General features: G+C 30.7%; 14 protein-coding genes. 9 read left to right on the forward strand and 5 right to left on the reverse strand.

Features of this window, described 5'->3' with window-relative positions; genetic code table 11:
• The 3 genes from LW133_RS01155 to mltG all read right to left on the reverse strand — a co-directional run bounded on the left by LW133_RS01155 (nt 1) and on the right by mltG (nt 2,638).
• Nucleotides 1-1,125: a 2-oxoglutarate synthase subunit alpha gene (locus LW133_RS01155; protein ID WP_233075603.1), complete on the reverse strand. Its 1,125-nt coding sequence runs from the start codon at nt 1,123-1,125 to the stop codon at nt 1-3.
• A gap of 21 nt (nt 1,126-1,146) precedes the next feature.
• The gene (locus LW133_RS01160) at nt 1,147-1,455 is read right to left on the reverse strand and encodes a 4Fe-4S binding protein (protein ID WP_233075604.1); all 309 of its coding nucleotides are present in this window, start codon (nt 1,453-1,455) and stop codon (nt 1,147-1,149) included.
• 244 nt (nt 1,456-1,699) lie between these two features.
• Complete coding sequence (mltG, locus tag LW133_RS01165; protein WP_233075605.1) at nt 1,700-2,638, reverse strand: endolytic transglycosylase MltG; 939 nt, start codon at nt 2,636-2,638, stop codon at nt 1,700-1,702.
• A gap of 49 nt (nt 2,639-2,687) precedes the next feature.
• Here mltG and LW133_RS01170 point away from each other — a divergent pair, with 49 nt between their 5' ends.
• The 9 genes from LW133_RS01170 to LW133_RS01210 all read left to right on the forward strand — a co-directional run bounded on the left by LW133_RS01170 (nt 2,688) and on the right by LW133_RS01210 (nt 10,760).
• Entirely contained in the window at nt 2,688-5,558 is a 2,871-nt protein-coding gene (locus LW133_RS01170; RefSeq protein ID WP_233075606.1) for a YhdP family protein, read from the forward strand.
• Nucleotides 5,559-5,561: 3 nt separating this feature from the next.
• Nucleotides 5,562-5,789 carry a FeoA family protein gene (locus LW133_RS01175; RefSeq protein WP_233075607.1) on the forward strand — a complete coding sequence of 76 codons (228 nt, stop codon included), beginning with the start codon at nt 5,562-5,564 and terminating at the stop codon, nt 5,787-5,789.
• Nucleotides 5,786-6,424 carry an endonuclease III gene (gene nth / locus LW133_RS01180; protein ID WP_233075608.1) on the forward strand — a complete coding sequence of 213 codons (639 nt, stop codon included), beginning with the start codon at nt 5,786-5,788 and terminating at the stop codon, nt 6,422-6,424. Before LW133_RS01175 ends, nth begins: the two co-directional genes overlap by 4 nt.
• A 52-nt stretch (nt 6,425-6,476) precedes the next feature.
• A complete protein-coding gene (locus LW133_RS01185; protein ID WP_233075611.1) occupies nt 6,477-6,878 on the forward strand; it encodes a chemotaxis protein CheX in 402 nt (133 codons plus the stop codon).
• 1 nt (nt 6,879) lies between these two features.
• Nucleotides 6,880-7,224 carry a flagellar motor switch protein FliN gene (gene fliN, locus LW133_RS01190; RefSeq protein WP_233075613.1) on the forward strand — a complete coding sequence of 115 codons (345 nt, stop codon included), beginning with the start codon at nt 6,880-6,882 and terminating at the stop codon, nt 7,222-7,224.
• Nucleotides 7,221-7,892 carry a hypothetical protein gene (locus LW133_RS01195; protein WP_233075615.1) on the forward strand — a complete coding sequence of 224 codons (672 nt, stop codon included), beginning with the start codon at nt 7,221-7,223 and terminating at the stop codon, nt 7,890-7,892. Before fliN ends, LW133_RS01195 begins: the two co-directional genes overlap by 4 nt.
• Nucleotides 7,882-8,721 carry a TonB family protein gene (locus LW133_RS01200; protein WP_233075616.1) on the forward strand — a complete coding sequence of 280 codons (840 nt, stop codon included), beginning with the start codon at nt 7,882-7,884 and terminating at the stop codon, nt 8,719-8,721. The genes LW133_RS01195 and LW133_RS01200 overlap by 11 nt, the downstream gene beginning before the upstream one ends.
• A 97-nt stretch (nt 8,722-8,818) precedes the next feature.
• Nucleotides 8,819-9,772 carry a helix-turn-helix domain-containing protein gene (locus LW133_RS01205; RefSeq protein ID WP_233075617.1) on the forward strand — a complete coding sequence of 318 codons (954 nt, stop codon included), beginning with the start codon at nt 8,819-8,821 and terminating at the stop codon, nt 9,770-9,772.
• A gap of 139 nt (nt 9,773-9,911) precedes the next feature.
• Nucleotides 9,912-10,760: an NHL repeat-containing protein gene (locus tag LW133_RS01210; RefSeq protein ID WP_233076176.1), complete on the forward strand. Its 849-nt coding sequence runs from the start codon at nt 9,912-9,914 to the stop codon at nt 10,758-10,760.
• Between the two features lie 137 nt (nt 10,761-10,897).
• Here the strand turns inward: LW133_RS01210 and mnmH are convergent, their stop codons facing one another.
• Both mnmH and LW133_RS01220 read right to left on the reverse strand, forming a co-directional pair.
• Nucleotides 10,898-11,914, reverse strand: a complete 1,017-nt coding sequence (gene mnmH / locus LW133_RS01215) for a tRNA 2-selenouridine(34) synthase MnmH (RefSeq protein WP_233075618.1) — start codon at nt 11,912-11,914, stop codon at nt 10,898-10,900.
• Nucleotides 11,911-13,758, reverse strand: a complete 1,848-nt coding sequence (locus LW133_RS01220) for an LTA synthase family protein (protein ID WP_233075620.1) — start codon at nt 13,756-13,758, stop codon at nt 11,911-11,913. Before LW133_RS01220 ends, mnmH begins: the two co-directional genes overlap by 4 nt.
• Nucleotides 13,759-13,788 lie beyond the last annotated feature (30 nt).

Raw genomic sequence — 13,788 nt, forward strand, 5'->3', positions numbered from 1 at the left:
TTACATCTCCTCTATTTTTGCAATAATCTCATTAGGTGAAATACTTCTACCATCCGCTTTGCCAAAGAACTCTACTTTTTTGCATAGAATACGTTCAATTTCTTCGACATATTGCCCCTTGTTTAGTTCAACTACCAAGATTTTCTCAAATTTTTTTCCTAATTCTTCTAGTTGTTTTTTTGGGCTTGGCCAAATAGTGATTGGTCTAAACAATCCTACTTTTTTTCCTCTTTTTTCTAATTCAATCATTGCTTCTTTTATGGCTAAAGAAGCGGAACCATATGCGATGATAGCAATTTCTGCATCATCAAGGTTTTTAGTTTCAATATGAGTGATTTCATCAATTCTAGAATCGATTTTTGCAAAAAGACGATCAATGAGGGCTTGAGCCATTTTTGCATCTTCGGTTGGGAAACCAATCGGACCATGATGCAATCCTGTTACATGATAACGATACCCTTGAAAGAAGGGATTAAGGATTGCTGGTTCATTTTGTGCAACCCCATAAGGTTGATAATCTTTTGGATCACCCTCAAAAACTTTACGATTTATAATGCCTTTTTGAATATCTGTCAAATCTGGAATTGTAGCTTTTCCATACATGTGACCAATTGTTTCATCCATAAGAAGAAAGACGGGTGTCATTAATGTTTCTGCAAGATTAAAGGCTCTGATGGTTTCTGTGTAGGCCTCTTCAAGTGTTCCTGGAGCGACCGCAACAGCTTTAAAATCCCCATGACTAGGATTTTTTGTGAAATTAATATCTCCTTGTGCAACGCGTGTAGGCATTCCTGTTGAAGGCCCTGAACGCATAACATTTGCAATCACTAATGGGATTTCTGCCATAAAACCATAACCGATTTGTTCAACTTTGAGTGATATTCCAGGACCTGAACTTCCAGTCATAGCTTTGGTACCGCTCATACTTGCACCTAATGCTACAGAAATACCGCTAATTTCATCTTCCATCTGAATAAATCTTCCACCATTTTGTGGAAGTTTAACGCTAAGTTCGTGCATAATATCAGAAGAAGGAGTGATAGGATAACCGCCATAAAACTTACAACCTGCATCAATAGCAGCCTGTGCTACTAATTCGTTTCCACCAGAAATAATTTCTCGCATTGTCTTTCCTTAATTTGATATCTATAAAAAGTAGTTATTTTGTTTAATTTTTACAGCTCTTTCTTGAGCTTCTTGAGTAATTTTTGCAAATTTAAATTCTTTGCGATCTGCTACATAAATTGCAAAATCTGGGCAATGTAGTTCACATTCTCTGCAACCAATGCAGCTTTCAGGATGGATAACTTTTATAATCTTCCCTAAGACCTTATTGGAATCTAATTGCATACTTAAGACACCGGCTGGACATTTTGAAACACAGATGTCACAACCTTTGCAACGCTCTTCATTTGTCCAGACTGCCACGCCTTGTGGGGCTACTATATTTGACATAATATTCTCCTAAAATCGCCAAAGCATTTTTTTTGTTTAGCATTAAAAACTATTTAGACTAATATATCGTAAAGTTTATCGAAACTTCTTTTTTATTTATATTAAAAGTTTTAATAAATTTTGGATATATGTTTTTATTATATTGCTTTTAAAAAATTAAAAAGTAAATAAAAGTAAAGATTTTTTTTACCAAAAAATTCTTAGGGCTATTAGCGGTAATTTAGGGGAGTTTTGATTTAAAATTTTATTTCTTTGTAATATTGTTTTTATGTTCTTCATAGGTTTCGCTAAAGGTGTGTAAACCATTTTTGTTTTTGACAAAATAGAGATATTTTACATCTGCTGGATTGATTGTGGCTTTTATAGCATCAATACTGACACTTCCTACAGGAATTTTTGGTACCCCTTTATTTTTATAAGTGTTAAAAATTGTGTTATCTGTACGGATTCTTTCTGCACTAACTTTGGTATGAGAATATTTTCCGTAGTTTAAACTACCATCCATTTGTAGAGGCATGCCTTTTTTAATGCGATTGTAAATTACTGCACTGATTAATGGCATTTCGCTAGTGTTTGCAGCTTCTTTTTGAATAATTGATGCAATACTAATGAATCTAAACCATTGATTTTCATTATATTCTCTAAGAACCTTATGGGATAGTTCTTGATGTCTTTTGAGAGATTTGTTCACTAAAAATTTCATTAAGAAATCAGCACTTGCACCAACAGGAAGTTTGTAGGTGTCTGCAAAAATTACTCCATCATCATAAGGTGCATATTTTTTATAGGCTTTTTCTAGATCCCTGGGGTCAAGATTAAAATTTTGTGCCAGAATTTTGTTAAAGAAATACATAGTTTCTCCAGGGATTAATGTAACTTCTTTTAGTGATGTTTTGGAATTTGCTAATGCATATAAAAAATCAGCCTTACTTAAAAAGGTATGTTTGATATCAATAAAACCACTTTGCGGTTTTCCTATTAAGATTAAGAAAAATCTGTCGATTTTATTGATATCATAAGCGTGATTTTCTAGGTATGTTATAATGCTTTTAATAGAGCCTCTGGGAATGAAAATATCTTTTTGTGAAATTATAGGAATATTGAGATAAAAAATTATGGTGAAAATTGTGAGTAGAAAAATATCTAAAAAAATATTAAGTTTGGTTATATTCTTTTTAGTCATCTTAATCCTATTTTTTAGTGCCTATAAAATTCTTTCTCATGGAATTTCTTTGGAAAAAATTACTATTGGCAAGATTCGTGTCTCTCAATTATATCTAAAACTTGATAATAAGCTTGTTTTGCAAATTGAAAAGCTTGACTTACAAAAATTTTTACAAACTCCAAGTAAAAAGCCTATGGATATAGAAAAACTTAGCAAATATGTGCGTTATTTTACTTGGGGAATTGCATATTTTCAAGATCTTTCAATTAAAAAAATTATTCTAGATAAAGAAAATATTGCAAATGTCTATTATGATGGTAAAAAATATCGCTTGCTTTTTCCAAAAATAGAGGCAGATTTTGATATACAAGAAGATGAGAGTAAATTAAAACTTAATATTCAAACATTAAAACTTGTTAAAATGGATTTGCATACCAAGGGCAGGATAGTCTATGTGCCTAAAAAGAACGAAATTGCATTTGATTTGTCTACAGAATACAAGCCTACAGGAGATAGAGTTTTTGCACAAGGTTATACAAATCTCAAACGCTTGCATTTGGATCTAAAAACCAATGAGTTAAAAAATTTAGAAATCACTAAACCTTTTGTGCATTCTATTGATAATCCTGCGTTAAAAGACTGGCTATACCATAAGATATTTTTTGATAAAGCAAAGATAGAAAGTTTGAGTTTTAGTACAATTCTTACTCAAAAAGGTTTTTTGGCAGGGGTGGAAAAAACACTGAAGGGCAAAATTAAAATCAATATCGCGGAAGTGAGTTTGTTTAATGGTTTAGATTCTATAAAAGCACAAGAAATTAATGCTACGCTATCTAGGCAGAAAATTACATTGGCATTAACAAAACCTACATATGGTGAGACGAATTTAGATGGTTCTAGTATTGAATTCTCTAATCTTTTTAATTCTCCAAAAATGATATTTTTCATTAAATCCAACACCTTTAATTATTCTACAAACTTATTGGACTTATTGGCACATTACAATATAAAAATCCCTATAAAAAGTATACAATCTCCTCTTAGTGCAGACCTTAAATTAAGTTTGCAATTTTTGCCTAATCAACAGCATAACTTGAGTTTAGGAGGAAATCTTGTAACTTATTCTGCCATGGTGGATATGTTTAACATACCTTTTTTTGCTGATGAGATTAAAGTAGGATTTGATATTACACCGCAGTATAAATATGTCTATATTTCTGCAAATAAAGCATATTATTATAATATGCTTTATGCAGATGTTGATGGGGTTTTAGATCTCAAGGAACAGACTTATAAGGCGAGATTGAAAGTGCATTCTGCACATATTAATACAAATCAAGAGATAAACTACCTTCAACCATATTTACAAGAAAAAAAATTAAATCTTATCTACCAAAACGAGGAAGAAGATGAAGAAGAGGAGAGAATCCCAAAATATTTTAAACCTAGTGAGCTCTCTCCAGTATTGTTAAAAAAATATATTTTAGCTTCTCTTAAAGAAGATGAGAAGCCCTATACACAAGAGATATTAAAAATTGCAAATCAAGAGAATTTTATTACAGATTTAAATATTAATTTTTCAGATTCTGAAAATATTGAGATAGTAGCGCCTGAATTCAAGGTAAAAATGTTGATACAAAATAATCTCTCTATTATTACTTTTGATGATTTTTCATTATTTAGAAATTATTCACCTTTGTTATCGTATTTAGATATTAGAGGGGGGAATGCAAGAGTAGAGACTAGTGACTTTAAGACATTTGATATACTTTTTAGTATTGATAATTTATGGTTACCACTTTATGACAAAAAAACTGGTCAAAATATCACTTCCTTAGAATTTAGCGGAAGGATAGATGGTGATGAAATGCAAATAGATACTCTTGATAAAAGCATTACATTTCGACGAAAATTTGCACAAAATAAAATTAAGATTAAAAATTATGATTTTAATGTAAATGAGTTTTTAGATAGCAAGATTCCTGCTATTCAGCAAGCTTTACATGGCAGTGATAAGGAATCTGAAGATAATAATGTTTCTATGACAAAAGAACAGGTTGATGATAAGCTTGAATTTTTAAGATTAAAACACCAATATCAGCGTCAACATGGCATAAAAGCACAAATGACAAATATTGAAATCGAGGATATGATGCTTTATTATGATAAATATAAAGTGCCTGCGGACGAGATTAATATTCGCTTTAGAGATCAAAGAATTTTGGCAGATTTGACTTATAAAAATGGTATTGCTAATATAGATTTTATTGATGGTGATATTTATGTAAGAGCAAGTAATTTTAGTGCAGATTTTGTAAATCTTGTTATGCAAAAAAATATTATACATGGTGGTTTGTTTACTTTAATTGGTGCTTATAAAAATCATACTTTTAGTGGTGAATTGAAAGTGCAAAAAACATTATTTAAAAATTTTGTAGTTTTGCAAAACCTTATTAATCTTATTGATACTGTGCCTTCTTTGATTGTTTTTAAAAATCCAAATTTAGGTGCAAAGGGGTATCAGGTTTCGCAAGGTAGTATTATTTTTGGGATTAATAAAAATTATTTAGGGTTGGAAAAAATCCATCTTATTGGAGATTCTATGGATATTGATGGTAATGGTGTGGTGCAATTAGATAGTAAGGAGATGAATATTAATCTTGTAATTTCAACTATTAAGAATCTCAGTAATATTTTGAGTAAAATACCAATTATTGGTTATCTTGCATTGGGTAGTGATGGTAAAATATCTACGAATGTAAGCCTAAATGGAACGCTAGATAATCCAAAAACAAATATTAGTTTGGCTGAAGATGTGGTAACCGCTCCTTTTAGAATTTTAAGACGCGTGTTTGATCCATTAAATCTTATGGTAGATGAGATAAAAAATGAAATTAAAGATGATAAATATCGACAAGAAGATATAGAAAAGAGGTGAAAAATGACATTGATGCAGGGTGATAAAGAAACAGATTACAGAATTGTTAAAATTATAAGTAGTGATGAGAACTTATTGCGAAGACTATCTTCTTTTGGAATTACAAAAGGCAGTATAGTGAGGCTTTTGCATTATTCTTTAAATAAGACAAATTTAGCAATTATTGTGGGGAACTCTCAGGTTGCCCTTAGAGATTGTGAAGCCAAACAGATTTATATTGAAAAAGTATGAGAAAATTACAAAAAGCACAAATAATTAAACAGATTTTTTTGGAGCATTTTCCTGCTCCAAAAACTGAGCTAAAATATAATAATATTTATGAACTTTTGGTTGCAGTAATGCTTTCGGCTCAGTGTACAGATAAGCGTGTAAATCTTGTTACTCCCGCACTTTTTGCAAAATATCCAAGTGTGGAATTTTTGGCAGAAGCCTCGCTAGAGGAGGTAAAAAGCTTGATACAATCCGTATCATTTTATAACAATAAGGCAAAAAATCTCATTACAATGGCACAGCAAGTAATGCAGGATTTTAGAGGTAAGATTCCGCAAGATCAGATATCATTAAAATCTCTTGCTGGTGTGGGGCAAAAAACTGCAAATGTTGTGCTTATAGAATATTTTGAAGCTAATTTAATGGCGGTGGATACGCATGTATTTAGAACTTCACATCGCTTGGGATTGAGCAAAGCAAAAACTCCTACACAAACAGAAGAAGAGCTTTCTAAGCTTTTTAAGACAGATTTAGATAAATTGCATCAAGCATTTGTGCTGTTTGGGCGTTATACTTGTAAGGCCTTAAAACCAGAGTGTGAAAAATGTTTTGTAGAAGAATTTTGTATTACAAAGAAAAATTTTAAGCCCTTATAATTTTAAAAAAGTAGTTATAATTGAATTTTAATTCTTGTTTCTGGAGTGTGTTTTGGAATTATTTAAGACAAGTTTAACAGAAGTGCTGGAGAAAACAGCGGGAATTGTCCCAAAAGTTTCACAACAAGCTTTGATGCAAGGATATGTTTCAGGTATTAAACTTTTGGAAACTCAAGAAGAGGTGTGTATTGTTGCAAATACGGATTTTTTAAAATTTCTCTCTGAAAAAATGATTTTTGAAGAGAATCCTAGTGCAGAAGTTTTAGAGGACTTGATCAAAGAATTTGCAAATCTTGTTGTAGGGCATGCAAAAATGATTGCAGAGGAAAGGGGGCAGAATTTTCATATTTCTACTCCATATTATTATGGTGTTTGTATGATACAAGACTATGTAAAAGCAATGCATTTTAATATTGATGATGAAAAATATTGTAGTATTTTTTTAAAGGTGTGATATGGCAAAGATGTCTGGAATTGAGCAAGATGAGCAAAAAGAACAGGAACTAACTACCTACTTAGAAGATATGATCCAAAGTTATGAAGGATTGTTGGATATTGAAACCATATTTACTGCTGAACTTGGATCTACAAAACTTACTTTAAAAGAAATTTTAAATTTTGAAAGAGGTTCTGTGATAGATTTGGGAAAACCTGCAGGGGAAAGTGTGGATGTATTTATTAATACACGTATTGTGGGAAAGGGCGAAGTGATGGTGTATGAAAAAAATCTTGCAATACGATTGAATGAAATTTTAGATTCCAATGCAATTGTGTATTATTTGACAAAAGAGTTACAATGAAAAAAATATTTTTATGGATTATGCTTTTGTCTTTATTGCAAGCAGCATATGTGCGAGATATAAAAATTGCTAGTCAAGAAAAATATAATGATGTATTTTTGATTTTTCAATCTCCTTTGCAACAAAAACTTGACTTAAAATATGATGAAGAACACAAAACCTATGCTATTAAAGGTCTTTCCAATAAAGAAATGTTTTTAAAAAATTTTTTACAAGGTCCAATTCGACAAATTATTATCAATGCTAAGGCAAATGTGCTTTATATAAGACCTTTAGCAAAATCAAAATATAAGTTAGATATAGCACTATCACATGATAAAAAGATTTTAAGATTACGCTTTATAGAGAATCAGGAAAAAAGTTTGCAGTTTAAGGAGATGAAACAAGGGCAAGTAGGTGTATCGCCTTGGCAATATGTAGTAGTTTTGATTATTTTATTGTTTTTGATTTGTGTGTTGCTTTTTGTGCAAAGAAGATTAAAAAGAATAAAAAAGTTAAATCCTATTTTGCATGTTAAAAATTATCCTATTGATTTGAAAACAAAAATTATGGAAGTTCAGTTGCATAATCGTTGTTACATTGTTTTAGAAAGCAATAAAAAAATCCTGTTGCTTGATCGTATAGCTTTGGGAAGCAATAACAAGCTTCCTAAGAAAAATGAAAAATAAGATAAAAGATCGTTTTGGAATCTCTTTTGTTTTATCGCTCATTATACATGCTTTATTGTTTGGCATAATATTTTTGTGGCCATTTGATATAAAAACTCCTGAACCTCAAAAAGTAAAATTAGAAAATTTGCTTGTTTTAAAAAGAGGACAGAGTGAAGATAGGAGTAAAAATACGCAAGGTGCAAGAAAACCTGCTTTGGCTGCTAAGCAATCTCAGGGAAATATGATGCAAAATACAGCTTCTTTAGCACCACCTATGCGACCCAGCACGCCTGTTTCTAAGCCTACTTTAAACCCATCTAAACCAGAGCCAGAAACCAAAAAAAAGCAAAAGGATTCAGAAAAAAAAGCTCTTGACACTTATAGGGAAAATCTTACGGATCCTAGAAATCTTTCTTTTTTATCACAAAATAGTTTGTCTTCATTTACTGCAAGTGGTGGAAGATATTCGATTCAAAATGATAAAGGTAATGACGCACAGACTATTAAAGAGATTGATGAACTTTATGGCGAGGAGTTTGGTGATTTAGGTGAAGCAGAAAAAGAATATATTCGTGATAATTTACGCCATATCGGGCGGATTACACAAGGATATTTAGAGTATCCTAGGGTTGCGGCATATTTTGGACAAAGTGGTGTAAATGCAGTAGAATTTTATTTGCATCCTAATGGAGATATTAGTGATCTAAAAATTATTAAGACTTCAGGACTAAATTCTTTTGATTACAATACGCTAAAAACCATTGAAATTGCTTATAAAGACTACCCTCGCCCTAAGGTAAAAACTCTTATACGCATTAATGTTACATATTCTTATTATGGAAATTAAAATCAATTTAAAAAATATTTTTTTGAAAACTTTTTTTGAGAAAAAAATCAAAAAACTTATATAATAACACAATATTAAAAAAATACTAGGATGATTGATGGAATCAAAAATTTATCTTTTTCCAAAAGATTTGAAAAAAAATAAGAATATTCCTTTGTTTATGGGAGAACATATTGCTTTTGCAGCCTACAAACAAGAAACTACCGGTGTTTCAAGAGTGCATGTACAGATGCATTGTTTTATTCTTATTCAAAAAGGTAGTAAGATTTTGCATACTAAAAATGGTGATGTAAAAATTCAAGCAGGAGAAGGGATGTTTCTCAAAGCAGATCATTATACCTTGAGTAATATTATTGCAGAAAATTCCCCATATCAGGCAATTTTGTTATTTTTTGATAATGTTGCATTGATAGAATTTATTGCAAAATATAAATATAGATTCCAAAAAATTCCTATGAAATCTAAACCCCAGCAAGCAGATTTTAACTTTAAAAATACTTTTGAGATTTTTAGGCTTTTAGCTACGCCAGCACTATCAAGCATTATTTCGAGTTTTGATCTATATATTAATGGTTTTGTGACCACAGATCAAAGAGAGGCTAAAAAATCTTTTATATCTTGCAACTCTTCATTGCTATCTTTGATTATGCATAAATTTGAGGAGTTATTTTTGTATCTGGGAATGGAATATGGAGAAGTGTTTAATGCCTTTGTACAGAGTGTTTTAAGGGAGTGTAATTTAAATCTTGATATCGCGTTATCACTTTGTCAGAGGGATTTTATCAATGTATGTGAGATGGCAGAATTAGCAAATACAGATCAAGCAAGTTTTAGTCGTAAATTTAAGCAAGCTTTTGGGTTGAGTCCTAAAAATTGGTTAGATGAAAAGCGTTTTGAAAAAGCAATTATGTTATTACAAGATTCTACAAAAAACATTCAAGAAATTTGTACAGAATGTGGATTTAGTTCTACTTCATGGTTTATTGAGCGTTTTAAAAAGCGTTACCATCAAACTCCAAAACAATATCAAAAATCCCACTTATCCATGTAGGACTATTCTAGGAATTTGGAATAAAAATCAAAAAACTTGTATTTTTTATCATAAAAATTACACAATTGAAGGTAAAAATATCCTAGAATATTTTCCAAGCAAATAATTTGCAAATTTTGATTCTAAGGAGAAAGATATGTTGAAAAAATCATTAATTTCAGCAGCACTTTGCTTAAGTTTAGCAAGTGTGACTTTAAGTGCGAAAGATTTTACAGGATTTTCTCATCCAGAGAGTGTGTATGGCAAAAAAGAAGTAGTTTTTGTTAGCAATGTGGGAGAAAAACTAGAACCATTAGCAAAAGATAAAGATGGTTTTATTTCAAAGCTTGATAAAGAAGGTAATGTAATTGTAAAAGATTTTATTAAAGATCTTGATGCACCAAAAGGTATGAATAGCATTGGTGATATTCTTTATGTGGTAGATATTGATAAGATCAAGGGCTTTAATATGAATGATGGCCAAGAAGTTTTAAATATTGATGTTAAAGGTGCAATTTTTCTAAATGCAATTGAGGTATTGGATAATAAAACTTTGCTTGTTAGTGATACCGGTACAGGAATTATCCATAAAGTTGATGTTGCCAATAAAAAATATGAAACTTTTGTAAAAATTGATTCTAAATTTGGTGGTCCTAATGGTCTATTGATTGATCAAAAAAATAATCGTGTAATTACAGTGGGATACGATCCTATGGGTAAAGAAAAAGGGAGTATTGTTGCAATTGATCTAAAAACTAAGAAAATATCTTTATTGAGTAAACCTCTTGGTGCATTAGATGGTATTGTTGTTGCAAAAAATGGAGATTTACTTGTTAGCGATTGGGGTGAGAATCTTAAGGGCGTGATTTATCGTATTGATTTTAAGGGAAATATTACAAAATTAGATCTTGAAGCTATTGGTGGTCCTGCAGATATGTTTAGTGATGGAAAAAATCTTTGGATTCCTGCAATGGTTGACAATAAGATAATTAAAATTGATTTACCTTAAGGATTTATAGTTTATTTTAGAAAGTTTATTTTGTTTATTTGGTTTCCTCTTCTTGAGAAGAAGAGGAAATTGTTTTTTGCTTCTATTATGTATTCTATCAATAGTTTTTTTTAATTGTTTGAGATTTTATGAATATTTTAATATTTGAAAGTAGATGTTAATTTGGCAATATTTTGAAGCTGTTGAATGCTTTTTTCTATATTATCATTATAGATATGATAGTGATATGTGCTTTTTTTATAGACTTTGTCATAATATTGTGTGATCAAAAGTTCCGCAACATCATGTAGTTGATTTTGTTTCCAAGAAGTAATTACGGATTGAAAAATTTTATTGCTAATGTAGGGTTTAATTTTTTGCATAGCTTGTAAAAAATCTTGCTCTTGTATAGGGTGATATAGTTTAATGATGCGCTCTATTCTTTGCTGCAAGGGTGCGGTAATAAGGATTTTTGTTGTATTTTGGTATTGTGTAAAAATTTGTGCCGGAATAATAAGATTACCTATTTTTTTACTTTCTGCTTCAATAAATAGAGGGATATTTTTTTTGTTATATAGAGCTTTTGCCAGGATATTTTCAAACATTTTTTGTGTAGGTTGATCTCCTAATTTTTGTGTGGCAAGATGCCCAAAACTTGAACCATAATGATGAGCTAGATTTTCTAAATCAATACTATATGGTGATAAATTTTGCAATAATTCACTTTTTCCGCAACCTGTAGGACCGCAAAGAGTGATGAAAGAATAAGAAGCTTCTAATTCCTTAAGAATCTCATTGCGATATCCTTTGTAGCCCCCCTGAAGTTTATAGACTTGAAAATTAAGATTGTTTAAAACCTCATAGAGTGCTTGACTTCTTTTGCCTCCTCTAGCACAATAAATTAAGATTTTATTTTTGTGTTGAAAAATATCTTGCATGGTTTTTTCTTGTGCAATTTTTTTAAGAATCTCTGCAATATTTTCACAAGCAAGACTAGCTCCGATGATTTGAGCTTGCATGGTATTTTTTTTATATAAGGTGCCAATAAATTTAAATTGATTATCATTTAAAACAGGCATATTGTAAGCATTGGGGATATGAGAATGTGCGTATTCGCTAGGACTTCGCACATCAATATACACATCAAAATCATGATAACTTGTGGCAATTCTCATTTTGATACCTTGGAGTTTTTAAAAAGTAGATACCAACTTATGGCTCGTGCTTGATTGAGTCTTGTATAATCTTTTTGTGCTTGTAGAATATCAGGCGTAGAATCTGAATTGTATAAAAAATAATCATTGTTATCATATAGCATTTGATGGTTTGCGATTACAAAATATCCTAGTGCAATGTGATTTTGGATTTTGAAATGTGGATTAGTGCTTGCAAGAGGTCTGCCAAAACTCGGATAGGAAAAATTTTTTGGTGCGATAATTTCTAGAATAGTAGGGGTAATATCAATATGTGATCCTAGGTTTGTGGTTTTGTGTAATATAAGATTTGGAGCATAGATGATGAGAGGGATTTGTTTAGTAATGCGTAAATTAGCGTTCTTGGGATAGTTTCTATCATAGTGGTCTCCCGTGATAATAAAAAGGCTATCGGGGTATTTTTTACTCATATTTTGTATGAAGTTTGCCAAAATTTTGTCATACCAATAAACATGCCCAAGAATTTTTGGATCTATAGAAAGCTTTTGGTCTTTTATAAAATGTGTAATTTTTTCCATAGGGACATTGTATTTTTCTAAAGGGATATCATAAGGAGGGTGGTTTGATGTTGTCATAATCATGGAAAAGCTGGGGGTTTTTGTAGTGTTAGTTAAAATAAAATCAAATAATACATTATCGCTAATTCCCCAGATATTTTCATAGGGTTTTGGCAGAATTTGAGATTGATTTTTAAGAAAGTCCAAAAGATTGGTTTTATCAATAAAGTTGTCAAACCCCTGTGTTTTACTAAAAGATTCTAGTTTTTGCCAATTTGCGCCACCACCATAATAAAATGTTGTTTTATATCCAAGAATTTTTGCTTGATTGGCAATTGCGGTTTTAAAAGTTGGGATTTTTCCTATGAGATTTTGTAGAGGGATATCAAGTTGCAATAATCCTGTTATTTGGCTTTGGAGGCTTTTTGCAGTAGATGGAGCATTTTCCAAAAAAGTATCAAAATAAAGTGCATGAGGATTGTTGTTGATTATTTTTTTGGTGGCACTAAGCATATCAATGGAATCATATAATGTATCAAAATGCCACTGACTAAGGCTTTCTGAAACAATATAAAAAATATGGTTAATTTTTTGTTGTGATGTGTTGCGAGAGTATTGTTTTAAAAGTTCATAAATTTCTAAATTTTCTGGTAATTTTTTGAGATTAAAATATTGTTTTAAGGTAGTGTAGATATCTTGAGGATAAAAGTCTTGCATTTTAGAATTTTGAATGGCTTTATATCCTTTATATACAAGATATAGAGAACGCAAAGAATCTGTAGTGATATTTTTGAGAAACAAGTCCCGTGAAAAAGTGATTTGTTGATCAAGTGATTTGCCCTTAAGGCTAAAAGAGGCATTAATCATAAAAACAAAGCTAAAGAGAAGGCAAATTGTGCTAATTATGATAAATGTTAGTGACGGAGTAGAGATTTTTTGTAAGAGAGAAAGGGATTTTTTATAGCACCAAATACTAAAAAAGCTAAGCATTATAGCGCATAAAATTTTGATACTTAAAAAATATTCTCCGCTAATTCCGGTTTGAAAAATTGCTTTTTTGTCATCAAAAATAAAGCCTAAAAGATTGGAATTAAAAGTATCATCATAAATGATATAAAATAGCATGTTGGAAATATTGAGAAAAATATAAAAACTATAGATTATGCTAACATAAATTCCTATCCCTTTGTTTTTTAAAATAAAGCTTAATAAAAAGTAAAGGATACCAAAAAATGCAATATTACGATTATCATATTGCATGCCATTATAAAGGCAGAGGAGGATATCAGCAGTATCCCAAGAGGGCATTTTGTGGTGATATACCCCAAGGTATAGAAT

The sequence above is a fragment of the Helicobacter anatolicus genome, from assembly GCF_021300615.1.
Classification (GTDB): domain Bacteria; phylum Campylobacterota; class Campylobacteria; order Campylobacterales; family Helicobacteraceae; genus Helicobacter_H; species Helicobacter_H anatolicus.

Bases quoted from the DNA above. Each gene is read 5' to 3' on its own strand.
- LW133_RS01205 (WP_233075617.1), top strand. From the start codon at position 8,819: ATGGAATCAAAAATTTATCTTTTTCCAAAAGATTTGAAAAAAAATAAG.
- nth (WP_233075608.1), top strand. From the start codon at position 5,786: ATGAGAAAATTACAAAAAGCACAAATAATTAAACAGATTTTTTTGGAG.
- LW133_RS01200 (WP_233075616.1), top strand. From the start codon at position 7,882: ATGAAAAATAAGATAAAAGATCGTTTTGGAATCTCTTTTGTTTTATCG.
- mltG (WP_233075605.1), bottom strand. From the start codon at position 2,638: ATGACTAAAAAGAATATAACCAAACTTAATATTTTTTTAGATATTTTT.
- LW133_RS01160 (WP_233075604.1), bottom strand. From the start codon at position 1,455: ATGTCAAATATAGTAGCCCCACAAGGCGTGGCAGTCTGGACAAATGAA.
- LW133_RS01175 (WP_233075607.1), top strand. From the start codon at position 5,562: ATGACATTGATGCAGGGTGATAAAGAAACAGATTACAGAATTGTTAAA.
- fliN (WP_233075613.1), top strand. From the start codon at position 6,880: ATGGCAAAGATGTCTGGAATTGAGCAAGATGAGCAAAAAGAACAGGAA.
- mnmH (WP_233075618.1), bottom strand. From the start codon at position 11,914: ATGAGAATTGCCACAAGTTATCATGATTTTGATGTGTATATTGATGTG.
- LW133_RS01155 (WP_233075603.1), bottom strand. From the start codon at position 1,125: ATGCGAGAAATTATTTCTGGTGGAAACGAATTAGTAGCACAGGCTGCT.
- LW133_RS01195 (WP_233075615.1), top strand. From the start codon at position 7,221: ATGAAAAAAATATTTTTATGGATTATGCTTTTGTCTTTATTGCAAGCA.
- LW133_RS01220 (WP_233075620.1), bottom strand. From the start codon at position 13,758: ATGCCCTCTTGGGATACTGCTGATATCCTCCTCTGCCTTTATAATGGC.